This window comes from Gemmatimonadaceae bacterium, assembly GCA_020851035.1.
GTDB lineage: Bacteria > Gemmatimonadota > Gemmatimonadetes > Gemmatimonadales > Gemmatimonadaceae > JACMLX01.
The window spans coordinates 213941-237851 of sequence record JADZDM010000002.1; the positions used below are offsets into that span (position 1 = coordinate 213941).

Here is a 23911-nt window from a genome sequence, read left to right on the forward strand (position 1 = left end):
GGTGGATGGGTCGGCGTGAATCGCGGGCGGCGCGCCCGGTGCTGACGGATGCGGGATCGCGGTTAAGATATCAAGGCATGTTCACTTGAGCCCGAGGCCATCGATGTTCGCTCGTGATCGTGCAGCACCGCCGGATGACCGTCCTGCGGATGGGGCGGCGACGGCCCCTGGCGAGGGGCCGCTCCGTGGCATCCGCGTGATCGACGTCGGCAACTTCCTCGCCGGCCCGTACGCGGCCGCGATGATGGGCGAGTTCGGCGCCGAGGTGCTCAAGGTGGAGCATCCCATCGGCGGTGACCCGATGCGCCGGTTCGGCACCGCCACCAGCCGCCCCGATGCCACGCTCAAGTGGCTCAGCGAGAGCCGGAACAAGAAGTCGGTGACGATGGACCTGCGGCAGGCCGACGGTGTGCAGCTCTTCCTCAGGCTCGTCGCGAAGTCCGACGTGCTGATCGAGAACTTCCGGCCCGGCACGATGGAGGAGTGGGGGCTGACATGGGAGGCCCTCAGTGCCGCCAATCCCCGGCTGGTGATGTTGCGGGTGTCGGGCTACGGCCAGACAGGGCCGTACCGCCGCCGGTCAGGGTTCGCGCACATCGCGCAGGCCTTCGGCGGGCTGAATTACCTCGCGGGCTTCCCGGGCGAGACGCCGGTGCTGCCCGGCACCGTGCCGCTCGGCGACTACATCGCCAGCCTCTACGGCGCCATCGGCATCATGGTCGCGCTGCGCCACTGCGAGAAGACCGGTCGCGGGCAGATCATCGACGTCGGCATCTACGAGGCCGTCTTCCGGATGATGGAGGAGATCGCCGCCGTGTACGGCGTCTCGGGCAAGATCCGCGAGCGTGAGGGGTCGGGGAGCTTCGTGGCGGTGCCGCATGGCCACTTCCGCACCCGCGACGACCGGTGGATCGCGATCGCCTGCACCACCGACAAGATGTTCGAGCGGCTGTCTGTCGCGATGGGGCAGCCGCACCTCGCCTCGTCCGGCCTGTACGGCGACCAGCGCAAGCGCCTCGCCGCCCGCGACACGGTCAACGCGATGGTGATCGAGTGGGTCGCCTCGCTGGACCGCGACGAGGTGCTGCGCCTCTGCCTGCAGGAGGAGGTGCCGGTGGGCAAGGTGAACAGCATCGCCGACATCTTCGACGACGAGCACTTCCAGGCCCGCGGCAACCTCGCGCACATCACCGATCCGGAGCTGGGTGACGTGGTCGTGCCGGGGGTGGTGCCGACGCTCTCCGCCACACCGGGCCGCATCACGAACCTTGGCCCGACGCTCGGCAATGCCACCGACGAGGTGCTGCGCGACCTGCTCGGCCTCACCGTCGCCGAACTGCACCGACTGCGTCAGCATCGGATCATCTGAGCCCACGGACCATGCCTGCCACCCCCCCAGCGTCCGGGCTGCCACTCGCCGGCATCCGCGTGATCGATGTCGCGACGGTCATCGCCGCGCCGTACTGCGCGACGATCCTCGGCGAGTTCGGCGCGGACGTCCTGAAGGTCGAGCACCCGGTGGGCGGCGACGCGCTCCGCCGGTTCGGCACCCCGTCGCTGCGCGGCGACACCCTCACCTGGATGAGCGAGTCGCGCAACAAGCGCTCGGTCACGCTCGACCTCCGCAATGCGGCCGGCGTGCACGTGTTCAAGGAGCTGATCAAGAAGACCGACGTGCTCTGCGAGAACTTCCGCACCGGCACCCTCGAGAAGTGGGGGCTGGGCTGGGAGGTGCTCCACGAGCTCAACCCGCGGCTGGTGATGCTGCGCGTGACGGGCTACGGGCAGACGGGCCCGTACAGCGACCGTCCGGGCTTCGCGCGCGTCGCGCACGCCGTGGGCGGCATCGCGTACCTCGCCGGCATGCCGAAGGGCACGCCGGTCACGCCGGGCTCCACGACCCTCGGCGACTACATGACGGGGCTCTACGGCTGCCTCGGCGTGCTGATGGCGCTCCGCCACCGCGACCTCACCGGCGAGGGACAGTACGTCGACGCCGCGCTCTACGAGTCGGTGTTCCGCTGCACCGAGGAACTGGCGCCGGCCTACGCGATGTACGGCACCGTGCGTGAGCGCCAGGGCTCGTCGCACAACGACTTCGCCTGCCCGCACGGCCACTTCGCCACCAAGGATGGCAAGTGGGTGGCGATCAGCACCGCCACCGACAAGCTCTTCCGACGCCTCGCGATGGCGATGGGCCGGCCGGAACTGGCGGCGTCGAGCACCTACGGCGAGCAGAAGACGCGGCTGGAGCACCGGCACGACGTGAACGAGATCGTGCGGGACTGGTGCGGCTCGCTGACGCGCGAGCAGGTGCTGGAACGGTGCTACGCCACCGACACCCCCGCCGGCCCGCTCAACAACATCGCCGACATCTTCGGCGACCGGCAGTTCCACGCGCGGCGGAACCTGGTGGCGCTCGACGATCCGGACACCGGCGAGTCGATCATCGTCCCGTCGCCGGTGCCCGCACTTTCCGAGACGCCGGGCAGCATCCGCAGCCTGGGCCCGAAGCTCGGGGAGCACACCGACGAGGTGCTGGCCGAGGTGCTCGGCATGGGCGCGGCCGAGATCGCGGACCTGCGCGGCCGGCGGGTCATCTGAGGCCGGCACCGATCACCCGCACACCCACCCACGGCGAGGGCCGGTCATGAGTGGCATCCTCGAGGGACTTCGCATCGTCGAGGGATCGGCGTTCGTGGCGGCACCACTCGGCGGCATGACGCTCGCGCAGCTCGGCGCCGACGTGATCCGCTTCGACCCGATCGGCGGCGGCCTGGATGCGCGGCGTTGGCCGCTCACGAACGACGGCGCGCAGAGCCTCTTCTGGACGGGGCTGAACAAGGGGAAGCGCTCGATCGCGGTGGACTTCCGCACGCCCCGCGGGCAGGAGCTGCTCACGCAACTCATCTGCGCACCCGGAGCCGACGCGGGGATCTTCAGCACGAACTTCCCGGCCAAGGGCTGGCTCTCGTACGACGCGCTCCGCGCCCACCGTGCGGACCTGATCATGGTGAACCTGCTCGGACGGCGTGACGGCGGCTCCGAGGTGGACTATACGGTGAATCCCGCCATTGGCCTGCCGGCGATGACCGGCCCCGCCGGCAGCGACGACCCGGTGAACCACGTGTTCCCCGCCTGGGATGCGATTGCCGGCAACATGCTGGCCGTCGCCATGCTTGCGGCCGAGCGGCATCGCACGCGCAGCGGCGCGGGGCAGCTCGTGACGCTCGCGCTCAAGGACGTGGGCCTGGCCATGCTCGGTCACCTCGGCATGATCGGCGAGGTGATGGTGAACGACGCGGATCGCGGGCGGTTCGGGAACTACCTCTATGGCGCGTTCGGCCGCGACTTCGTGACGGCCGACGGCGGGCGCGCGATGGTGGTGGGGCTCACCGACATGCAGTGGAGCACGCTGGTGAAGGCGACCGGCACCGCCGACGCGATGGCGGGCGTGGCCACCACCACGGGGCTCGACCTGGCGGACGAAGGCAACCGCTTCCGTGCGCGCGAGGCCATCGCGGCGGTGCTCGAGCCCTGGTTCGCGACGCGCAGCATGGCCGACGTGCGGACGGCGCTGGACGGTGCCCGCGTGACGTGGGCGCCGTACCGCACTGTGCGCGAGGCCATCGCGCAGGATGCCGACCTCTCGCTCGCGAACCCGATGTTCGGGATGCTGCACCAGCCCGGCGTGGGCGACCTGCTGGCCGCCGCCTCTCCGCTCGACTTCGGCGCCCTGCCCCGCGTGCCACTGGCGCCCGCGCCGGTCCTCGGCCAGCACACCGACGAGATCCTGTTCGACCTGCTCGGCCTGTCCGAGCATGACGTGGGCGTGCTGCATGATGCGCGCATCGTGCTGCAGGCCACCTGAGCGGCCTCACCCGCCGGACCGACCACACTCCCCCGGAGACCTGACGTGAAGCTCCCCGCGAACTTCTACAAGCCGCTCGCCATCGGCGCGCCGCAGCCGTTCCGTGAGCTGCCGGTGCGCCCCGAGCGCGTGATCCACTTCTTCCCGCCGCACCTGGAGAAGATCCGCGCCAAGCTCCCCGACACGGCGCGGCAGGTGGACGTGCTGTGCGGCAACCTCGAGGACGCGATCCCGGTGGACGCCAAGGAGGCGGCGCGCGAGGGATTCATCGAGGCGGCGTGTGCGGTCGACCGCGGCGACACCGGCCTCTGGGTGCGCGTGAACTGCCTCAACAGCCCCTGGGTCCTGGACGACATCGCGCAGGTCGTGCAGCGCGCCGGCAACCGGCTGGACGCCATCATGATCCCCAAGGTCGAGGGCCCATGGGACATCCACTTCGTGGACCAGTATCTCGCGCTGCTCGAGGCGCGCCACGGTGTCACGAAGCCGATCCTGATCCACGCCCTGCTGGAGACGGCGGAGGGGGTGAAGAACGTCGAGCAGATCGCCATCGCCAGTCCGCGCATGCACGGCATGAGCCTCGGGCCGGCCGACCTCGCCGCCTCGCGCGGCATGAAGACCACGCGGGTGGGTGGCGGGCACCCGTTCTACGGCGTGCTGGCAGATCCGCTGCCTGACGGTGCACCGCGGGTGTTCGCGCAGCAGGATCTCTGGCACTACACGGTGGCACGGATGGTGGACGCCTGCGCCTCGGCCGGCCTCCGTGCGTTCTACGGGCCGTTCGGTGACCTGAAGGACGAGGCGGGCTGCGAGGCACAGTTCCGGAACGCGTTCATCATGGGGTGCACCGGTGCCTGGTCGCTGGCGCCGAACCAGATCGCCATCGCCAAGCGTGTCTTCAGCCCCGACGTGAACGAGGTGCTGTTCGCGAAGCGCATCCTGGACTCCATGCCCGATGGCACCGGCGTGGCGATGATCGACGGCAAGATGCAGGACGACGCCACCTGGAAGCAGGCGAAGGTGATCGTGGACCTCGCACGGCTCGTCGCCCGGAAGGACCCGGACCTGGCCGCATCGTATGGCTTCTGAGGAGGCATCCGTGTCGAAGACACAGTCGGGCAACTTCTTCGAGGACTTCGCGGTCGGGCAGCAGATCATCCACGCCACGCCGCGGACGGTGACGGAGGGTGAAGTGGCGCTCTACACCGCCCTCTTCGGCGGGCGCTTCGCGGTGCCCTCCTCGGATCCGTTCGCCGCCAGCGTGGGGCTGGGTGGTGCCCCGGTGGACAGCATGCTCGCCTTCCACGTGGTGTTCGGGAAGACGGTGCCGGACATCTCGCTGAATGCGATTGCGAACCTGGGCTATGCCAACGGGCGCTTCGGCGTGCCGGTTTATCCCGGCGACACGCTGTCCACGACCTCCACCGTCATCGGCGTGAAGGAGAACCGCGACGGGAAGACCGGTGTGGTGTACGTGCGCTCGGTGGGCGTGAACCAGGTGGGTGAGATGGTGCTGGACTACGTGCGCTGGGTGATGGTGCGCAAGCGGAACCCGGAGGCGCCGGCACCGGCGGTGGTGATCCCGGCGCTGGAGGACGCGGTGCCCGTCGCCGACCTGCACGTGCCCTTCAGCATCGAGCCGGGTGACTACGACACCGACCTGGCCGGAAGCCCGCACCTGTGGGAGGACTACGCCGTCGGGGAGCGCATCGACCATGTCGATGGCGTCACGATCGAGGAGGCGGAGCACATGATGGCCGCCAAGCTGTTCCAGAACACGGCGCGGGTGCACTTCAACCAGCACGTGGAGCGCGAGGGACGCTTCGGCCGGCGGATCATTTACGGCGGCCACATCATCAGCCTGGCGCGGGCGCTGAGTTTCAACGGGCTGGCCAATGCGCTCTGCATCGCCGCGATCAACGGCGGCCGGCACACGGCCCCGACCTTCGCCGGTGACACCATCTACGCCTGGACGGAGGTGCTGGACCGGATGGAGGTGCCCGGCCACGACGATGTCGGTGCGCTGCGGCTGCGGACGGTGGCGGCGAAGGACCGCTCCTGCCAAGATTTCCCGTACCAGGATGCGGCGGGGGCCTACGACCCGGCCGTGGTCCTCGACTTCGACTACACGGTCCTGATGCCACGGCGGCGCTGATGCGGGAGTACCGGTTCCTGGCCACGGAGCAGACGCAGGAGGCCCTGCGCCTGGCCCGGGGCGTGTGGCACGGCATGACGATCGCGGAGTCCGCGTTCACGATGCACCTGGTGACCGGCGAGGCGGTCCGCGTGGAATGCGAGGCCGCCGACGTGGAGGACCTGTTCGAGACCTTCCGCCTGAATGCGGCGGTGGACCCCGCGCAGGGGCCGCCGACCGACGCGGCCGGCGAGTTCGGGCTCGGCCGGAACGACGTGGTGCTGTTCACCGGTGCGACGTGGACGGTGTCCGACGCGGGCGAGAAGCTGGGTGTCGAGCTGCGCGAGGGGGCGGCAGTCCACTTCAGCGGCCATCCGGGCCAGCTCGCCGAGGATGCCGACGTCGTCTGCCTCACCACCGATGCGATCGTCGTCGCGACGACCACCGGCACCGGGCTGCTGCTGCGCGTCGGGCTCAAGCCGGGCAGTGTGGACGTGGTGCGCGATCCCGAGGCGATCGCGGCCTTCCTGCTCGAGCGCGGCTACAGCCCGACCTGACGCCGGGCCCGCGACAGCACCACGACCAGCACGCCGCCAAGGATCGCCGCGCCGCAGAGGACGAGGCGCAACGTGACGGGTTCCTGCAACAGCATCACACCGCCGGCGGACGCGATGACAGGCACCGACAGTTGCACCGTGGCTGCGGTGGTCGCCCGCAGCGACCGCAGCGCGGCGTACCAGATGGCGTAGCCAAGCCCCGACGCGAGCGCCCCGGACGCGACGGCATACAGGACGCCGGCGGCATCCACCGTGCGCGGCCCTCCACTGACCAGCAGCAGCAGCGCCGCCATCGGCACGGCCCGCAGGAAGTTCCCGGCGGTGGCCGACGTGGCATCACCGGCGTCCTTCGCACGCAGCGAGTAGATCCCCCAGGCGATGCCGGCGCATGTCATTAGTGCCGCAGCGCCGAGCGGCGGCGCCGAGAGCCCGGGGAGCACGAGCGCCACGAGGCCGGCGCACGCCACCAGCAGGCCGGCGGCCTGCGGCAGCGCCAGGCGCTCGCCGCGGGCCAGCCCGACAGAGATCATCGTGGCCTGCACGGCGCCGAAGAGCAGCAGCGCACCGGTGCCGGCGGTGAGGTGCAGGTACGCGAACGAGAACCCGGCGGCGTAGGCGAAGAGCGCCATCGCCGAGCGCCACGAGCCGCGCGGCGTGCGCTCCGTGCGCCGGGTGCGCAGCACGAGGAACAACGTCGCGGCGCCGGCGGTGAGCCGGATCGCCGTGAAGCTCGCGGCGTCGATGGGCGTGCGCGCGAGGGCAAGGCGGCAGAGCAGCGAGTTGCCGGCGAATGCCACCAGCGCGACCGTCGTGAGCACTGCAGGCGGCACTGCGCGCGCGGGCGTCGCGGCGTCCGGCGTGGTTGGCATGGCCTCATTGCTGTCGGTGGAACGGGCCCCTGCCCGCCGACGCGGCAAGCTGCGCGGGCGTGCCGGGAAAGTCCAGTGCGGCTCAGCGCGTGCGATCCACCGCGGCGGGCAGGTTCCGCTCCATGCGGATGATGGGAAGCAGCGCGCCGGACGGCATCGCGAAGTCGGCGCGTTCGACCGCACGGAAGCCCAGCGCCTCGTAGAGCGGCACGCCGGGGAGCGTGGCGCCGAGCTGGAACCGGTGGAACCCCGCCTGCACGGCGGCATCCTCACAGGCCAGGTAGAGGCGACGCGCGAGGCCGCGGCGTGCGTGCGTCGGCGCGACGTAGAACGCCCGGATGCGTGCCGCATCGGTGGCGGGATCGAGCAGGGGGTCGGCCTCATCGCGCTTCACCTGGTCACCGCCGTAGAGCGTGGTGCGCCGGCTCCAGCCGCCGGCGGCGACGACGGCACCGCCGTCCGTGATCACGTAGTAGGTGCCATCCGCGAGGAGCTGCGAATCCACGCCGAACACGGAGACCAGCGATTCCTCCACCTGGGCGTCAGTGTAGCGACCGGCGTTGAGGCCGCGCACCGAGGCATCGATCAGTGACCGGATCGCGGGAACGTCCGCCGGCACCGCGTGCCGGAGCATGGTCATGGCGCGGGCTCCACGGGCGGCGGGGCATCGAGCAGCTCGCGGACCCGGCGCGCGAGCACCGCCGGCGTGAACGGCTTCTGCAGCAGCTCGCCGGGCGGGATCGCGGCCGGGTCACCCGCCATGTCGCCCGCGTAGCCGGAGACGAACAGCACGCGCAGCATCGGGTTGTCGGCGCGCAACGCCGCGGCCATGCGGCGTCCGTTGAGCCGCGGCATCACCACGTCGGTGACCACGATGTCGATCCGGCCGCGGTGCGACCGCGCCACCGCCAGCGCCTCCTCGCCGTCGAAGGCCTCGAGCACCGTGTACCCCATCCCTTCCAGGATGCGACGCGACAGCGTGCGCACCACCCGCTCGTCCTCCACCAGCAGCACCGTCTCGCTCCCGCCGCGGACATTCGCATCTCCCCCGGGTTCCGGTGCGTACTCGGCGGGGGCATCGACCGACGGGAGGAACATCGACACCCTCGTGCCGACGCCCACCTCGCTCGTGATGGTGACATGGCCACCCGACTGCCGCACGAAGCCGTACACCATCGCGAGGCCCAGGCCGGTGCCCTTCCCCACCGGCTTGGTGGTGAAGAAGGGCTCGAAGACGCGTGCCAGCACGGCATCGGGAATGCCCTGCCCGGTGTCGGCGACCACGATGCGCGCGTAGCGGCCGGGTGACACGCCGCCATGGAGCGGTGCCCCGGCCGGCGTGATCTCCACCTCGTCCACCGCCAGGCGCAGCAGCCCCCCGTCGGGCATCGCGTCGCGCGCGTTCACCACCAGGTTGGTGAGCGCCTGCTCGAGCTGGTCGGGATCCACCCGCACCGAGTGCAGGCCGGCGGCCAGCGACACGTCGATCTCGATGTCCTCGCGCACCAGCGGGCGCACGAGGCGCCGCCACTCGCCGATGCCGGCATACAGGTTCACGATGCGCGGCGAGAGGCGCTGCTTGCGGCTGAACGTCAGCAGCTGGCTGGTGAGCGTGGCGGCCCGTTCCCCGCAGCGCCGGATCTCGGCCACCAGCTCACGGCCGGGATCGGACGCGGGCTGCATCGTCAGCAGCAGCTCGCAGTAGCTGATGATGACGGTGAGGAGGTTGTTGAAGTCGTGCGCGATGCCGCCGGCGAGCTGGCCCACCGCCTCCATCTTCTGCGAGTGGACGAGCTGCTCCTCGAGGCGCTTGTAGTCCGTCATCTCGCGCGTCACGCCGATCATCCCGATGATCTCGCCGGCGCGGTTGCGGTGCGGGTACTTGCTGGTGGTGAAGAAGCGGCGCACGCCGTTGAAGGTGGCGTGCCCCTCGATCACCGCCGGCGCCCCCGACTGCATCACCTGCTCGTCCACGGCGATGTGGCCATCGGCGAAGTGACCCGGGTAGATCTCGCGGCTGGGGCGGCCGATCATCGACTCCACCGACATCTCCAGCAGGCGCGCCCCGGTGGAGTTGATCATCACGCACCGGTGCCCGCGGTCGATCACGTACACGATGTCGGGGGTGCCGCCGATGATCGCCTCCATCAGGCTGTGGCTCTCCCGCAGCCGGCGCTCGGCGTCGATCCGGTCCGACAGGTCACGGACGAGGCACATCGAGTACACCTGGCCGCCATGGACCAGCGGCCGGATGCGCACCTCCACCGGGAACGTCGACCCGTCCTTGCGCCGGTGGAGCGTCTCGAACGACACGTGCTCGCCGGCGGCCAGCCGCGGCGTGATCGTGGCCATCTCCGCCGGCGTGAGCTGTCCGTCCAGCACGCGGGCATCAAGCCCGATCAGCTCGTGCATCGGGTAGCCGAGCTGCGCCACCGCGCGTGCGTTCGCGTCCACCACGGTGCTGCCGGCGAAGATGTAGAACGCATCACTGGCGTGGTCGACCAGCGCCCGGAACCGCGACTCCACCAGGTGCAGCTCGCGCTCCGCGTTCCGGAGCTCGGTGATGTCCTGCACCGTTCCGAACAGGCGGATGACGCGTCCCTGGTCATCGCGCACCAGGGTGCCGACGCTGCGGACATCGCGCAGCGCGCCGTCGAACCGGTGGATCCGGTACTCGATGTCGTAGGGCGCCGTTCCCGCCCACGCCCGCCCCAGCGCGTCCATCACGCGCGCGCGATCGTCGCGGTGGATCTGCCGGCGCCAGAGCCGCTCGACTTCCTTGATCGTGTCCGAGTGCTGCACCCCATCGGCCACGCCGATGATGCGGAGCGTCTCCTCGGACAGGCGAATCGCACCGGTCTCCACGTCACGCTCCCAGTAGCCGACATGGGAGATGCGCTGCGATTCCGCCAGGCGGCGTTCGCTCTCCCGCAGCTCCTGGTACGAGGCGACCGTGATCGACGTGTCCGCGAGCCGTCGCCCGATCTCCTCGAGGAGCTGGCACTCGATCGCGGTCCACGTCCGCGCATGCGACTGCTGCACGGCGACCAGCACCATCGGGGCGCTCGCGCGCGGCTGCAGGGTGGTGCCGAGCAGCGACCGCACGTGCAGGCGCGACTGGAACAGATGCGGCACGTCGCGCGCCGCCCCGGGGCCGCGGTGCACCGGTGTCGCCGAGCCACGAATTGCGCTGAGGCAGGCCGCCACGCCCGCGTCGGCCAGGATCGCCGACCAGTCCGCGGAGGGCATGTCGTCCGGCCCCGCACAACACGCGAGCCGCCAGCGGATGCCGTCATCGTCGGCGCTGCCGAGCACGCACACCGCGTCACACGCGAGCACACGCCGCACCGCGGTGCAGAGCTCCGCCACGATGTGGGCAAGGTCGCCGTGATGGTGCAGCGTGGCCTCGACCTCGCGCAGGCTGTCGAGGAACCAGAGATGGGCCTGCTGCTCCAGGGCCTCCACCCTCTGCCCGGTCACGTCCTGCAGCGTGCCGAACACCTGCACCGGAACACCCGCCTCGTCCCGCACCACCCGGCCGAGCGCGCGCAGGTGCAGTACGCGTCCGGCGTGCGGCACGACGCGGTACTCCATCTCGAACTCCTCCTGCCCCGTGGACAGGAGCGACGCCGGATGGTTCCGCAGCAGGGGCACGTCGTCGGGATGCACGACGGCCAGGTAGGCGGCGAACGGATGGGCGCGCTCGGGCGCGAAACCGAAGAAGGCGTCGACCTGCGGTGCGCAGCGCATCTCCTGGCTGCGGAGGTCATGCGTGAAGTGCCCGATCCGCGCCAGCCGCAGGGCATCGTCGAACGACTCGCCACGCCAGTCCGGCACCTCGGGCACGGCGGCCGCAACATGGCGGTCGCCGAGTTCCGCCGTGAGCCCGCGCAGTCGCAACGCACCGCCCGGGCCGTGCACGGCGGCCAGGACATCACTGTACCAGTGGACCGCGCCATCGTCGGCGACCAGCCGGTACTCGACGCTGCGTCGGCCCCCCTCCTGCACGGCGGCGCGACAGGCGGCGGCGAGCAACGCCCGGTCCGCGGGATGCACATGTTGCCACCAGTATCCGGGATCCGGCGCCTCCGGCGTGTCGCCTGGCGAGCCACCTCGCTGATCCGTCGAGAGTATCTCGCGCCTGGTGCCGTCGGCGGTCCCTTCCCACACGAGGGCACCCATGCCGCGCAGAAGCTCGCTCGGGCCAGGATCGGAGAGGCGCATGGAGGCCGCACACCTCGACAGGGCGGATGCAGGTGAGGACCGGGGAGCACCTCTTGTGACGTTACCCTCAATCCCGCATGGAGGAAGGCGCACGCGTGTGGCTCACGTCTGACCAGCCCCTGCCGCGCGGCACCGGTCGCGCACAATGGCACCGACTCCTGCGCGGGCAGCGATCACACGGCGATGCACTCGATCTCGACGCGCGCGCCGAGTGCCAGCCCGTTGACACCCATGGCGCTTCGCGCCGGATAGTGGCCCGCCGGGAAGAAGGTGACGTAGACCTCGTTCATTGCGTTCCACTCGCGCATGTCGGCGAGGAAGGCCGTGCACTTGACGACGCGGTCGAACGAGCTGCCGGTGCGCTGCAGCACGTCGCCGATGTTGCGCATCACCTGGCGTGTCTCGGCCTGGATGCCACCCGTGACGATGGCGCCGGTGCTGTCGGTGCCGACCTGCCCCGCGAGGTAGATGAACCCGTTCGCCCGCACGGCTGGCGAGAAGGGTCGCGGCGGGCCCACGGTGGTGCCGAGGAACTCGGGGGCCCGGGCGCTGGCGCAGGCGGTGAGGAGCACGCTCGCAGCGGCGAGCAGCAGGCGGGTCGGCAACGGTGGGGTGACGCGGGTCATGGAAGGACTCAGAGTCGGTGGGTGTCGGCGCGCCACGACCGGATGCGCTGCTTGATCTGCTTCGTGTCGGTGATGCCGTCGGTCAGCACCCAGCGCACGAGCTCGGGCGCCTCGGCGTCGCTGGCGAACCGGAGCGCGATGAGCTGCCGGGCACTCAGCTCGTCGATGCGCGGCCGGAGGTCATCGGGGACGAGGCGGGTGAGGCGGAGCCGCTCCTCGAGCCGGATCACCCGGTCCTGTGCCTTGAGCGGGAAGGCGCGCGTGTACCAGAAGTTCCCGAGCAGCGCCATGCCGCCCAGCATCTGGAAATGCGCGTCGAGGGAGCGCGTGCTCACGGCGTGCCAGACCGACCAGAGCAGGTACGTGAGCGTCAGGAGGCCGGTGACGTAGTGGTAGCCCGGCACCACCCTGGCGTGGTTGGTGAACGACTGCATGCTCGATTCGGAGCTCATGGGACCGGCTTGCGGGGGTGAACGTTGGCGCCTGCGCCAATATCACCCGGCGCACCCGACCGTGCAGCCGCCTGCCGACGTTGCGGGCAGGGCCGAACGTGTCCCTTGCATCACCCCGATCAACCGTGCTCGTGCACTGCCGGCGTGGTTGCCCACCCCAGCCACTTGTCGGCATCGGCCATGGTGCGGTAGACCATGAACCCCGGGTCCGACTCCGCCGCCAGCGTGGCGTACATCCGGGCCATCCCGAAGGCGACATCGGAGACCGCCACCAGCGCCGACCGGGCATGCCCCTGCTCGGCCCGGAATCGCGCCATCAACGGCACCAGGCGCCGCGTCTCGTCGGCGGTCAGCAGGATGTTCGCCTCGGTGGTGTCGAGACGGCCGGTGCAGTCGATGAGGCGCGCCTGGGCCACCGACGCGAGGAAGGCGGTGACATCTTCCGCCCTGATGTCGCCGGTGGCCACGGCGACAACACGGCGACGCACCGCATCGACCTCGTACGTGATCGGCATCGAACATCACTCCGGGGACCAGCGGCCGTCGAGCGAAGAACTCGGGGTGCACCCTTCAATTGAGCCGGTGAGTCGCCTCGCGCAAGGGCACCGGGCACCACCAGGCGTGATGGTGCGCACTGGGTGAGAAGGCGCTCATGCAACGCACGCCGATCCCAATGGTACCAGAAAGTACCTACAAACCGGTGACGGTCGCCATCAGGGAATCGCGAAGTCCGTGACGGCACCGTCGATGCTGAGGGATCCCATCGACACGAACAGGTGGCCATCCGTGACCGACACCGCCATCGTCATGCGGCGGTCGAGGCGTTCCACGAGGCCGTCGACCAGCGCGCGGTCGATCAGCCGCACCACGATCGACTCCGCGCGATGGATCCGCGTGCCCTCGAGCTGTCGGAGGTAGATCACCGCCGGCTTCTCGATGTAGACGACCACCCGCGGGGCGGCCTTGCTCGCCTTGTGCAGCCGGGCCGCGTCCGGTGCGCCGACCTCCACCCAGGCGGTGATCGTGCCGGTGAGGTCCCGCACCACGATCGCAGGTTCATCGGGCTCGCTGATGCCGCGCGAGAACGCGATCCCCTCGGCGAACTCCAGGCAGTAGGCCAGCACCCGGGTGACCAGCCGTTCCTCCGTCTCCGACGGATGCTGCGCGACCTTCAGGACCAGCGACTCGTAGACGCCGCGGTCCACGTCGGCGAGCTCGATGGTGAAGTTGTAGATGGTCGCGGTGAGGGCCACGGGGTCCGGAGTCAGGGTCGGTCAGTGCACGGTGAGGGCGAGGGTGGAATATGCATGCGCCATGGGCTGGCCGGCGTATTCCCTGCCCCGGCTGTGCACCCGCCACTCCATCACGGCGCGCGGCCCGCGCACGCCGATGGCCAGTTCGGTGGTGCCGACGGTGACATGTCGAGGCACCCGCTCGCTCGGGCCGAAGGTGGAGCCGTCGAGGAACAGGTTTCGCGCGACGATCGACTGGGTCGCGCCCGCAGCGACGTACATCCCCCAGCCACCGGCGAGATCCCGCCCGGTCTCGCGCCAGGGGAGCGGTGGTCGGATTCCCAGCGCGACCTGCACGCCACCAGAGGCGTCGGTGACGAGCGTCCCCGCGCGCACCGCCCACACCGGTGCGGCCACGAGTTGCAGGCCGCCGGCGTGCGGGTGGCCCAGGTGCAGCAGGTCGTGCGCCCCGCGGTAGCTCGCCATCATCGTCACTTCCGTCGGCAGCTGCAGCTCCCAACCCTGCGGCGCCTGGAAGCCGAAGAACTCGTGCACCGCCTTCTGCGACGACTCGGCCAGCGAGGGCCTGCCCGTCACGCCCAGCGCGACCGCGAACGCCCGCATGCTGCGCGTGGACTCGCGCAGCATCCCCGCCTCCACCCCGAACCATCCCGCGAACGGTCGCTCCCCCGGACGCCGGCGGACGGCGCTCAGCGTGGGGGTGTAGATGGCCTGCTGCAGCGCAACGGAGACCAGGCGACAGTCCCGCGTGGCCGCACGCACGCGCGGCGCCGGCATCGGCTCGGGGCGGCACTGCGCGCCACCGCCAAGCAGCCGCCGCGCCAGGCGACTGTCCCCCGCGTGCAGCAGGTCCAGGCGCGTGCCCTGCGAGTATTCGCGATCGGCGCGCTGCGCCGGGGGCTGCCAGAAGTTGAACGCGTCGTTGTCGAGCACCACCCGCGTGATCACCTGTGCGCCCGCCGAAACGGCAGCGCACGGTGCGGCGCAGGCCAGCACCAGTGGCGTCCGGATCCACTCGCGCGCGCGCGCGAACAGGCGCACGCTCACCGGTGCCGAACCGGCGCGAAACGACGGCGCGCCCGCCGATTCAGCGCAGCGTGCGCCGGAAGAAGGCGAGCGTCAGGTCCCAGGCATCCGTTGCCGCCACGGCATTGTACGCCTGGCCCGAGGGGTTCGCGAAGGCGTGGTTCGCGTCGGAATACACCTTGATCGTGACCGGGCGCCCCATCGACTTCATCTGCGCCTCCATGGCGCGCACGCTGTCCACGGGAATGCCCCGGTCGAGGCCCCCGAACAGGCCGAGCACCGGAGCGCGGAGCCGCGCGAGCTGCGTACGGTCGGTGATCGGCGCACCGTAGTACATGACGATGCCCTTCATGTCGGCGCCACCGGTGAGCCCCGTGCGCAACGACCAGTGACCGCCGAAGCAGTACCCCACCGAGCCGAGTGCCGTGGCCCCCTGTCCCTTGAGGTACGCGATCGCCGCCCGCACGTTCGCCTCCCCGGATGGCACGTCCCTCATCGCGGCCTGGTACAGCACCATCGCCGTGTCGGGCGTCGTCGCAACGCGGCCGAAGAGGTCCACCGCGAGGACCGTGAACCCCTCGCCGGCGTAGCGATCGGTGACCGCCTTGATGTTGTCGTTCAGGCCCCACCACTCATGGATCACGATGATCGCCGGCCCACCGCGCTCCGCACCCGCCGGCCGCGAGAGGTAGCCACGCAGCTCGCGGCCGTTCACGGTGCCGTACACCACCTCGCTCCCGGTCACCGCGCGCCGCGGTGCCGTCGTGGCGGCGGGGGTTGCGGTGGGCAGCTCGCGACCGTGCGCCGCGTGCATGGCCTCGGCGTAGTCGGGCTGACGTGCCGTCTGGGCCGCGAGCGGAGCCGTGGCGGCCAGCACGAGCAGTGTGGTGCGGAGAGTGTGCATGAGACGGTGTGCAGTGGGGCTGGTGACCGGCAGTGGTCGGCAACGCGGGCAGGACGCACGGCAGCGGGGGCTCCGATGTGGTCCGGTGCAAAAAGTAGCGGTTGCACCTGTCGCTGGAACGGCCGCCGAGGTGGCACCCGTTCCCCGATCCCTTCGCCTGCACCCCAGTCCGCTCCAGCAGCGCGGGGCGCTCACTCCCCGCCAGCGATCGTTTCCAGCGCTTCCCATCGTTCCGTGAGTGCCGCGAGGTCGGCGTCCAGCGCGGCCAGTCGCGCGGTGGCGCCAGCCACCAGCGCACCGTCGCGGAGGACCAGCGGATCGGCGAGCTGTGCATACAGCGCCGTCCGTTCCTGTTCCACGGCATCGATGCGCTCCGGCAGCGCCTCGAGCTCGCGGGACTCGGCGTAGCTCAGCTTGCGCTTCTTCGCCGCACGCGTGGCTGGTGCCGGCAGCACCGCCCGTGCGGCGGGAACGGGCGCCGGCGGCGCCGGCCGCTGGCGCACCCAGTCGGCGTAGCCTCCGGCATACTCACGCACCACCCCCTGCCCCTCGAAGGCGAAGGTAGAGGTGACGACGTTGTCGAGGAAGGCGCGATCGTGGCTCACCACCAGCAGCGTCCCGCCGTACTCGAGCAGCAGCGCCTCGAGCAGCACCAGCGTCTCGATGTCGAGGTCGTTCGTCGGCTCGTCGAGCACCAGCAGGTTGAACGTCCGCGTGAAGAGCCGCGCCAGCAGGAGCCGGTTGCGCTCCCCGCCCGAGAGCGCGCGCACCGGTGTCCGCGCACGCTCCGGCCCGAACAGGAACTCCTGCAGGTAGCCGTGCACGTGCCGGCGCGCCCCGCCGATCTCCACCCATTCGGAGCCATCGGCGATGGTGTCGAAGACGCTGCGCTCTTCGTCCAGCTGCTCGCGCAGCTGGTCGAAGTACGCGATCTCGAGGTTGGTGCCGAGCGTGATGGAACCGGAACCGGGGGCCAGCTCGCCGAGGAGGAGGCGGATGAGGGTCGTCTTGCCCGAGCCGTTGGGGCCGATCAGTCCGACCCGGTCACCACGCGTGATGATGGTGGAGAAGCTGCGGATGATCGGAGTGTCGCCGCGGAAGAAGCTCACGTCCCGGGCCTCCACCACCAGTCGGCCGGAGCGCGCGGCGTCCTGCGCGTGGAGCGTGGCGGTGCCGACGCGATCGCGGCGCTGGCTCCGCTCCACGCGCAGCTGCTCGAGGTTGCGCACGCGTCCCTCGTTGCGGGTGCGCCGGGCCTGGATGCCGGTGCGGATCCACACCTCCTCCTGCGCCAGCTTGCGATCGAACTCGGCCCACTCGCGCGCCTCGACGTCCAGCGCCGCCTCCTTGCGGACGAGGTACGTGTCGTAGTCACCGCCCCAGTCGACCAGCGTCCCGCGATCGAGTTCGACGATCCGCGTGGCGACGCGCCGCAGGAAGGCCCGATCGTGCGTGACGAACACCAGCGTCGTCCCGCGCTCCACCAGCATGCGCTCCATCCACTCCACGGCCGCCACGTCGAGGTGGTTGGTCGGCTCGTCGAGGAGCAGGATGTCCGGCTGGCGGACGAGCGCGCGGGCCAGCAGGGCCTGGCGCTTGCGGCCGCCCGACGCGCTCGCGAATGGCAGCTCGGGATCCAGCGACAGGTGCTGCAGCGCCGTCTCGACACGCGTGTGCACCTGCCATGCATCCGCGGCGTCGAGCGCGTGGTGCAGCCGCTCGAGCTCCTTCAGCGCCTTCGGGCCGGCATCGGTGGCCAGGTGCAGGCTCGCGTGGTGGTACTGCGCCAGCAGCGCGCCGGACGGGCCCACGCCGGCCGCCACCACGTCGAACATGCTGCCCCCCACATCCTCGGGGATCTCCTGCTCCAGCCGCGACACCGTCAGCCCGCTGATCCGCACCACCTCGCCCGTGTCGGGCAGGAGCGAGCCGTCGAGGAGCTTCAGCAGCGTGCTCTTGCCGGTGCCGTTGCGGCCGAGCAGGCAGACGCGCTCACCGCGCTCGATGCTGAAATCCGCGTGCGACAGGAGCGCGGGGCCACCGAAGGCGAGACTGACGTCCTGCAGGCCCAACAGGGACATGGAAAGCGGCGCGAAGGGGCTGGATGGACCGGCCCCGCAATCTACCTCAGGTGCGAAGCGGCCCACCGGCCGCGATGCGCCACCCCGCGATCACCATCAGGCACGCCAGCACCGCCGCGCCGACGGCCGACACCAGCATGACCCGCATCGGCCCGCCGACCGCCAGGCCGCGCGCGCTGAAGAGCAGCACCATCGCGGCTGACGCGCCCAGCGCGTACCCTGCGCGCTCGATCCCGGGGAAGACCGGCGATGCCGGCACCTCGTAGCCGCCGCGCGCGCCCCAGACGATCGCGGCGAGACGGTGGTAGTCCCAGCAGACCAGGAACAGTGAGGCGAGCAGCATCAGCCCCGTGATCACCGGCGTGCCCGTGAAGTGCAGCGAGACGGTGATGACGAAGATGTTGAGGATGATCGGCAGGAAGAGCACCGCGCCCAGCGTGGACGTCGACGGGATGAGCAACAAGGCCCCTGCCACCAGTTGCGAGAGGCCGAGGAAGCGCCAGTAGAAGCCGCTCTGGTACAGGGCCTCGAAGAAGTAGCCGATCGGTTCCTGCACGCTGATGGAGGTGAAGCGCTTTCCCTGCACCTTCACCAGCGCCGTCGGCACGAACGCCAGCGCGAGCAGGATCCTCGAGATGACGGCGAGGCGGTGCAGCGCGGCAGTGCGGCGCGCCGCTTCGTGCAGCCGGCGAAAGCGTCCCTCCATCACGTCCTCCCGTGTCGGTGTGCCTCCCTACGACGCGCGACAGCCGGGAGTTTCCCGGCGGTCGCGGCCGCGCCGGACCGGGGCGCGAGGCGCCGTCAGCGCCGGACGGGAAACGGCCGCGACGCCGGCAGCTCATCCGCGAACTTCCATGGCGCCGGCCCGTCACGCGTGAGCGGGATGTTCGCGAGGCGGGCGCGCACCATCGCCATCGGCATCGGCCCGCCCAGCAGCACGCCGTCGTGAAACTCGCGCTCCCGCAGCGTCTTCCCCGTCACCAGTGCCTTGTACATCGCGCGCATCTGCAGGCCACCGAGCATGTACGCCGCCTGGTACAGCGGCGAGTAGTCGCCCGCGAACGACCGGCGCACCTCCCCCTCGGCGTTCGCCCGCTCGAAGTTCACGGTGTCCACCAGGAACTGGATCGCCTGGTCCGGCGTCATCTTCCCGAGGTGGAAGTTGAGCGAGAAGATGATCCGCGCGCTCCGGTGCATCCGCCAGAACAGCGCCCCGATGCGGTCCTCGGGCGTGACGTGGAAGTCATGGTCGTAGAGGAACATCTCCCAGTAGAGCGCATTGCCCTCGTTCCAGAACGGCGTCGAGAAGAGGCGCCGGTGCGGGTTGTGGCGCGCCGACATGAAGCCCTGCAGGTGATGCCCGGGGTTCAGCTCGTGGAAGACCGTCGCGTGCGAGAAGTGCGGGTTGTTGCCCCGCATGCTCATCAGCTTCTCCTCGTCGGTCATGTCGTCGGTGGGATAGCTCACGAGGATCAGCTCACCACCGAGGAAGAACGGGTTCAGGCGCTGGCGCTCGGGTGACATCATCTCCATCCGCCAATCCTCCGTCGCCAGCGGCGGGATGGTCACCCAGTCGTGCTGCGCGAAGAACGCCTCGGCCTGCCGCGCCAGCCCGCGGATCATCGCCGGCTGCTTCCCGGGCTCGACGTAGGAGTCCTTCACCTTCTCCATCGCCGCCTTCCAGTCGTCGCCGAAGCCCATCTCGCGCGCCGCCTTCCGGATCTCGGCCAGGCTGAACGCGTACTCGCGCTCCGCGATCGCGATCAGCTCCTCGGCGGTGTACGGGATCATCTCGTAACGCAGGTCGGCGGCCAGGCCGGCGGCGCCGATGGGGTCACCGATGATCGGACCGGTGTTCGCATTCGGGGCGTCCTGGCCAGTGCCGCCGCCGCGGCCCGTGGACACGGCGCTGCGCGGGATGCCCACCAGCCGCTCCCGGATCGCACCGGCATACTTCACCATCGCGTCGTTCAGCCTGGCGTACGGATCGCGCAGCCACCAGGTGAACTGCGGATCGTAGCCGCTGTTGAAGCGATACCAGGTGGCGAGCGTGGCGCGGATGGCATCCAGACGCTCGGCGGCGCGGTTGGCCACGGTGCGCGACACCCGCGGCGCGACCCCGCGGCTCCGGGTGGTTGCGCTGTCGCCAGCGCGTGGGGCCGGCTCGAGCAGCGCGCGAAGGCTGTCCACCTGCCGCACCACCGCCGACACCTGGCGCGCCACCGTCGCCGGCGGTGTCGCCACGAGGTCGCGCCGGTCGTCGTGCAGCGCGAGCAGCACATCGGCGAACGGCAACAGCGGCGCGACCTCCGCGCGCTTCGCATCGGCGCGGTCGGCCAGGTCGAGCTGGTAGCGCAGGTGGTTGTCGAGGAGGACGTAGTCGATCCGCCCCTCCTGCGAGAGCCGCGCGAAGTCCAGCGCGCGCAGGCGGGTGCGCCAGGCACCGAAGAACCCGCGCATCCGGGCACGCTGGTCCGGCGAGCCCTCCGCATCGTAGCGCCGGCCGAGTGCGGCCAGGTCGGCGCTGTACCGCTGCACCACGTCTGCCAGCTCACTCGCGCGCGGCACCGCCAGCGGGCCGAGGTCCGGCACCGAGGCGAGCGGATCGGCCGGAAACGGCGGCGCCGCGGCCTGCGCGTGCAGCACGAGCGGCATGGCGGCGCCGGCCATCGCCAGTGCGCAGCTGAGGCACCGGGCGATGCGGCGCACAACGGGGGTGGTTCCGGTCACGGCGTGCTCCAGCGGCGTGGGTCAGGCGCGCGACGGCGGGCCGCCGTCACGCGTACACGTCACGGCGGCGCGGGGCGCTCGCCGCCGGTGGCAGTCACATGTCGGGGGTCAGCATCAGGTGCGCCTTCGGGGTGCCGGGATACATCAGCCACGGCCCCTTGCCCGGCGTCGTCGGCAGCCCGGTGGTGGCCGAGGTGGCGTACGGCATGTAGAGCACGAACAGCGGCTTGGAACGCGGCGCCGTGCCGCTCACCGGGTCGAAGTCGCCGCGCGGCCCGCTCAGCGAGTAGAGCGCGGCCGGTGCGGTGGGCATCCGCAGCGTGCCGCGCCGCACCTCGGCGAAACGCAGCGTGTCCACCTGGGTGCCCGACGTGCCCGCCGCACGGAGCGCGCGACCGCGCGCCATGAACGGCTCCATCGAGGTGGCGTAGCAGGCCACGTGGAAGCGGTCGTCGGACGGGTCGTCGGCCAGGCACTGCATGCCGTTGCGTGCCGGTCGCAGCACCTCCAGCCGGCCTCCGGCGCGATAGCCCATCACGCCGGCGCCGTCGCGCAGCGCGGCCGGCAGTGGCAGGACGGCCGCGGCCACCTGCTGCGCCTCCGGCGGCAGGGCCTGGGCCATGAGTGAGCCCGCACCGAGCGTGAGTACGAGGGCGGTGACGATGGCAGGGACGGGCATGGGAGGCACTCCGGTGGAATGGCGATCCGTCATTGCAGGCGGAAGAGGTAGCTGAACTTCATGAAGAAGACATCGCGGTTCGGCTGCAGCGCCTGCGTGCCGCCGGGTCGGTCGGCACGCGAGGTGTTGCCGTAGCCGAGGTAGATCACCGTGCCCGGCGTCGGGAGGTACGAGAAGAGAAAGTCGAGCCGGCCGCGCAGTCGGTCGAAGGCCACTGCCCGCGTGAGCGTGCCGTCGGCATTGCGGAAGTAGACCGGGGCGTTGGTCCGGGAGTCGTCGCGCAGCGAGTCCTGCTGCAGCTTCGCCACCTCGCCGATCACGCGCACGAACACCTGCCGCGTGACCTGGTACTCCACGCGCACCCGCGGCACGTTGCGCGTGAGCACGCGGCTGCCGTCGGTGCGCCGGTCGTAGGTCTCCACATTCCACGTGCCCGCGATGCGGAGCTGGTCCGTCGGGCGCACGTTGACACCGAGGTTCACGATGGCGATCCGGGCGCTGCTCCACTCCGGGAAGTTCTCGTCCACGCCGTAGAGCACGAACGAGGTGAGTGAGAAGCGCTTGAACTCCGGGGTGTTGACCGAGCCGACCCAGTCCACGTTCACGAGGTTCGGCGTGCCCCGGTATCCGACCGTGTCGATGCCGGTGCCCGCCGGTGCGATGTAGACGTAGTCCGCGTACAGCTCCGGGTCGTACGAGAACCGCTCCAGCAGGAGCTGCGCGCCCACCGACCAGCCCCGCTTCAGGCGGGAGTTGAGGCGGAAGTGCAGCTTCTCGTCCTGCACCGGCCCGCCGCGCACGAAGTCGTCGTAGCGGAAGCTGTTCAGCCACGCGATTTCGGGGGTGAGCGCCTCGACCAGCGCCCCCGGTCCACCGAGGAAGGTGAACCGGTTGGTGATGTTCACGTTCGCGATCCCGGTGCGCGCGATGAAGCCGCTCTGGGCGTCGAAGTCGGGGGCGATGCCGTTGACGGCGTACTGCGCACCGAAGCGGCGGCCGTTCACGTTCGCCGCGAGGCTGAACAGCGGCGCACTGGCCGTCACGCCACCGGTGCGGGTGAAGCTGGTCGCGTACTGCCCCTGGACGCTCACGATGCCGCGCACGAGGCGCCCGTCCAGGCCGGCCACCCGGTTGAACGCACCGCCGTCCATCTTGTCGGTGTACACCAGCCCGATGCGGCTCTGGGTGCCCACGTCGCGCTGCACGCGCAGCACGTTGAACACCGGATTCTGCCGCCCGTCGACGCTGGCCTCGCGGTTGTCGATGGCCGACAGCAGGCCGATGTCGAAGCCGTTCAGCTTGCCGGTGAGCTTGGTGGCGGCGACGGGCTGCGTGATGCGGCGCGTGTAGATCAGGCGGCTCGGAGCCGAGAACTGCTCCTGGCTCTCGAGGAAGAACGGGCGGCGCTCGGCGAAGAAGTTCTGGACCCGCGGATCGTAGGTGAACTGCGTCGCGTCTGCCTCCACCTGCGAGAAGTCGGGGTTCGCCGTGCCGGAGAGCGTGAGGTTGCTGGTGATGCCCCAGCGCACGCTCCCGCCGAGTTCCGGCCGGTTGTTCTCGTAGCCCCAGCCGCCGGTCGCGGGCACGCCGACCACGGACGACGTCACCGTGGGGATCACGTCCACCGTGAGGCCGCGGGACAGGTCCCGGAGCCCCTCGAGACGTCCCGACTGGGCGAGGAAGCTCGAGCCGGCGCGCGTGGTCGGTGCCCAGGTCTCCTCGTAGCCGGTGGCTTGCACCGTGCGCACCACGTTCAACTGCCACTGCTGCTCGCCGCCGGCGCGGTAGCGGAGGCTCTTGAACGGGATCTGGATCTCCACCTCGAAGCCGTACTCCGTGACGTGTCCTTTCGACTTCCAGACGTAGTCGGGGGCGAGGTCGGCGGCCTCGCGGGTCCGCACGATGCCGCCGGAGAAGCCGCCGCCCTGCACGGTGCCGGTCTCGATCAGGACGCCGTCGCTCTGGATGCCGATGGGGTTCACGGCGAAGAGCATCGCCTGCCGGCTGTCGTTGTAGGTGCCGAGGAAGAGCTGGATGTTGTCGTCGGCCGTGATCTTGTCGCGGTCGGCAAGGTTGTGACGCACGGTGCCGGCCGGGGCATAGGCGCGAATGCCCACATGCAGCGCCGTGGAGGTGTAGAAGACGAAGACCTCGGTGCTGTCCCGCGCGGGCACGCCGTCGGTCGGGAAATACTGCGAGAAGCCCGTCAGCAGCGCCGCCTTCCGCCACGCCGGCTCGTCGAGCACGCCGTCGACCGAGATCGCGGTCGCCTCGCGCGGGGTCGTGATCGCGAGCGCGCCGCTCCGGCCGTCGTAGACCTTGCCGGCGTGCGGTTCGCCCGGCGGACCCGCCGGCGGCAGGGTGAGGGCGACGGCGGCGAGGAGGGCGAGGGGTGCGGGCACCGGCGGGAGACTGAGGGGGAGGCGGGCGAAGCGGGCGGCGTTCGCCGCCGGGGAACGATACGGCACGGGCCTGCGCCCGCACATTGCCGCGCCGCCGTCCGCC

Annotated in this window: 20 protein-coding genes; 6 read left to right on the forward strand and 14 right to left on the reverse strand. The window is 70.7% G+C overall.

The features are described from left to right. The first annotated feature begins 103 nt into the window (after window positions 1-103). Genes IT355_01730 through IT355_01755 form a run of 6 tightly spaced genes read left to right on the forward strand, consistent with a single transcriptional unit; the run spans window position 104 to window position 6562 of the window. Entirely contained in the window at window positions 104-1369 is a 1266-nt protein-coding gene (locus IT355_01730) for a CoA transferase (GenBank protein ID MCC7051955.1), read from the forward strand. Window positions 1370-1380: 11 nt separating this feature from the next. Next, the gene (locus IT355_01735; protein MCC7051956.1) at window positions 1381-2604 is read left to right on the forward strand and encodes a CoA transferase; all 1224 of its coding nucleotides are present in this window, start codon (window positions 1381-1383) and stop codon (window positions 2602-2604) included. A 46-nt stretch (window positions 2605-2650) separates the two neighbouring features. Further along, window positions 2651-3871 (forward strand): CoA transferase, encoded by a 1221-nt coding sequence (locus IT355_01740; GenBank protein MCC7051957.1) that lies wholly within the window; start codon window positions 2651-2653, stop codon window positions 3869-3871. Between the two features lie 45 nt (window positions 3872-3916). Then, window positions 3917-4960 carry a CoA ester lyase gene (locus tag IT355_01745; GenBank protein MCC7051958.1) on the forward strand — a complete coding sequence of 348 codons (1044 nt, stop codon included), beginning with the start codon at window positions 3917-3919 and terminating at the stop codon, window positions 4958-4960. A gap of 10 nt (window positions 4961-4970) precedes the next feature. Then, window positions 4971-6026, forward strand: a complete 1056-nt coding sequence (locus IT355_01750; protein MCC7051959.1) for a MaoC family dehydratase — start codon at window positions 4971-4973, stop codon at window positions 6024-6026. Next, a complete protein-coding gene (locus IT355_01755; GenBank protein ID MCC7051960.1) occupies window positions 6026-6562 on the forward strand; it encodes a hypothetical protein in 537 nt (178 codons plus the stop codon). Before IT355_01750 ends, IT355_01755 begins: the two co-directional genes overlap by 1 nt. Here IT355_01755 and IT355_01760 read toward each other — a convergent pair. From IT355_01760 to IT355_01825, 14 genes are all read right to left on the reverse strand, one after another. After that, a complete protein-coding gene (locus tag IT355_01760) occupies window positions 6547-7431 on the reverse strand; it encodes a DMT family transporter (GenBank protein MCC7051961.1) in 885 nt (294 codons plus the stop codon). The genes IT355_01755 and IT355_01760 overlap by 16 nt on opposite strands. 82 nt (window positions 7432-7513) lie before the next feature. Further along, entirely contained in the window at window positions 7514-8071 is a 558-nt protein-coding gene (locus IT355_01765) for a GNAT family N-acetyltransferase (GenBank protein ID MCC7051962.1), read from the reverse strand. Next, window positions 8068-11655, reverse strand: coding sequence for a PAS domain S-box protein (locus IT355_01770; GenBank protein MCC7051963.1), 3588 nt, complete (start codon window positions 11653-11655; stop codon window positions 8068-8070). Before IT355_01770 ends, IT355_01765 begins: the two co-directional genes overlap by 4 nt. Before the next feature lie 173 nt (window positions 11656-11828). Next, window positions 11829-12281 carry a RidA family protein gene (locus tag IT355_01775; protein MCC7051964.1) on the reverse strand — a complete coding sequence of 151 codons (453 nt, stop codon included), beginning with the start codon at window positions 12279-12281 and terminating at the stop codon, window positions 11829-11831. Between the two features lie 8 nt (window positions 12282-12289). Continuing rightward, window positions 12290-12733: a hypothetical protein gene (locus tag IT355_01780; protein MCC7051965.1), complete on the reverse strand. Its 444-nt coding sequence runs from the start codon at window positions 12731-12733 to the stop codon at window positions 12290-12292. A 119-nt stretch (window positions 12734-12852) separates the two neighbouring features. Beyond that, complete coding sequence (locus IT355_01785) at window positions 12853-13248, reverse strand: hypothetical protein (protein MCC7051966.1); 396 nt, start codon at window positions 13246-13248, stop codon at window positions 12853-12855. Between the two features lie 198 nt (window positions 13249-13446). Continuing rightward, window positions 13447-13986, reverse strand: coding sequence for a YaeQ family protein (locus IT355_01790; GenBank protein MCC7051967.1), 540 nt, complete (start codon window positions 13984-13986; stop codon window positions 13447-13449). A gap of 21 nt (window positions 13987-14007) precedes the next feature. Next, the gene (locus IT355_01795) at window positions 14008-15033 is read right to left on the reverse strand and encodes a lipid A deacylase LpxR family protein (protein MCC7051968.1); all 1026 of its coding nucleotides are present in this window, start codon (window positions 15031-15033) and stop codon (window positions 14008-14010) included. A gap of 40 nt (window positions 15034-15073) precedes the next feature. Next, window positions 15074-15916, reverse strand: coding sequence for a dienelactone hydrolase family protein (locus IT355_01800; GenBank protein ID MCC7051969.1), 843 nt, complete (start codon window positions 15914-15916; stop codon window positions 15074-15076). A gap of 191 nt (window positions 15917-16107) precedes the next feature. Continuing rightward, window positions 16108-17997, reverse strand: coding sequence for an ATP-binding cassette domain-containing protein (locus tag IT355_01805; protein ID MCC7051970.1), 1890 nt, complete (start codon window positions 17995-17997; stop codon window positions 16108-16110). A 46-nt stretch (window positions 17998-18043) separates the two neighbouring features. Further along, window positions 18044-18703 carry a hypothetical protein gene (locus IT355_01810; protein MCC7051971.1) on the reverse strand — a complete coding sequence of 220 codons (660 nt, stop codon included), beginning with the start codon at window positions 18701-18703 and terminating at the stop codon, window positions 18044-18046. Between the two features lie 95 nt (window positions 18704-18798). Then, window positions 18799-20727, reverse strand: coding sequence for a DUF885 family protein (locus IT355_01815; protein ID MCC7051972.1), 1929 nt, complete (start codon window positions 20725-20727; stop codon window positions 18799-18801). A 94-nt stretch (window positions 20728-20821) separates the two neighbouring features. Continuing rightward, window positions 20822-21406: a hypothetical protein gene (locus IT355_01820; protein ID MCC7051973.1), complete on the reverse strand. Its 585-nt coding sequence runs from the start codon at window positions 21404-21406 to the stop codon at window positions 20822-20824. A gap of 29 nt (window positions 21407-21435) precedes the next feature. Then, window positions 21436-23808, reverse strand: coding sequence for a carbohydrate binding family 9 domain-containing protein (locus IT355_01825; protein MCC7051974.1), 2373 nt, complete (start codon window positions 23806-23808; stop codon window positions 21436-21438). Between the last annotated feature and the right edge of the window lie 103 nt (window positions 23809-23911).

Bases quoted from the DNA above. Each gene is read 5' to 3' on its own strand.
- IT355_01730 (MCC7051955.1), top strand. From the start codon at position 104: ATGTTCGCTCGTGATCGTGCAGCACCGCCGGATGACCGTCCTGCGGAT.
- IT355_01735 (MCC7051956.1), top strand. From the start codon at position 1,381: ATGCCTGCCACCCCCCCAGCGTCCGGGCTGCCACTCGCCGGCATCCGC.
- IT355_01740 (MCC7051957.1), top strand. From the start codon at position 2,651: ATGAGTGGCATCCTCGAGGGACTTCGCATCGTCGAGGGATCGGCGTTC.
- IT355_01755 (MCC7051960.1), top strand. From the start codon at position 6,026: ATGCGGGAGTACCGGTTCCTGGCCACGGAGCAGACGCAGGAGGCCCTG.
- IT355_01760 (MCC7051961.1), bottom strand. From the start codon at position 7,431: ATGCCAACCACGCCGGACGCCGCGACGCCCGCGCGCGCAGTGCCGCCT.
- IT355_01765 (MCC7051962.1), bottom strand. From the start codon at position 8,071: ATGACCATGCTCCGGCACGCGGTGCCGGCGGACGTTCCCGCGATCCGG.
- IT355_01770 (MCC7051963.1), bottom strand. From the start codon at position 11,655: ATGCGCCTCTCCGATCCTGGCCCGAGCGAGCTTCTGCGCGGCATGGGT.
- IT355_01775 (MCC7051964.1), bottom strand. From the start codon at position 12,281: ATGACCCGCGTCACCCCACCGTTGCCGACCCGCCTGCTGCTCGCCGCT.
- IT355_01780 (MCC7051965.1), bottom strand. From the start codon at position 12,733: ATGAGCTCCGAATCGAGCATGCAGTCGTTCACCAACCACGCCAGGGTG.
- IT355_01785 (MCC7051966.1), bottom strand. From the start codon at position 13,248: ATGCCGATCACGTACGAGGTCGATGCGGTGCGTCGCCGTGTTGTCGCC.
- IT355_01800 (MCC7051969.1), bottom strand. From the start codon at position 15,916: ATGCACACTCTCCGCACCACACTGCTCGTGCTGGCCGCCACGGCTCCG.
- IT355_01805 (MCC7051970.1), bottom strand. From the start codon at position 17,997: ATGTCCCTGTTGGGCCTGCAGGACGTCAGTCTCGCCTTCGGTGGCCCC.
- IT355_01810 (MCC7051971.1), bottom strand. From the start codon at position 18,703: ATGGAGGGACGCTTTCGCCGGCTGCACGAAGCGGCGCGCCGCACTGCC.
- IT355_01820 (MCC7051973.1), bottom strand. From the start codon at position 21,406: ATGCCCGTCCCTGCCATCGTCACCGCCCTCGTACTCACGCTCGGTGCG.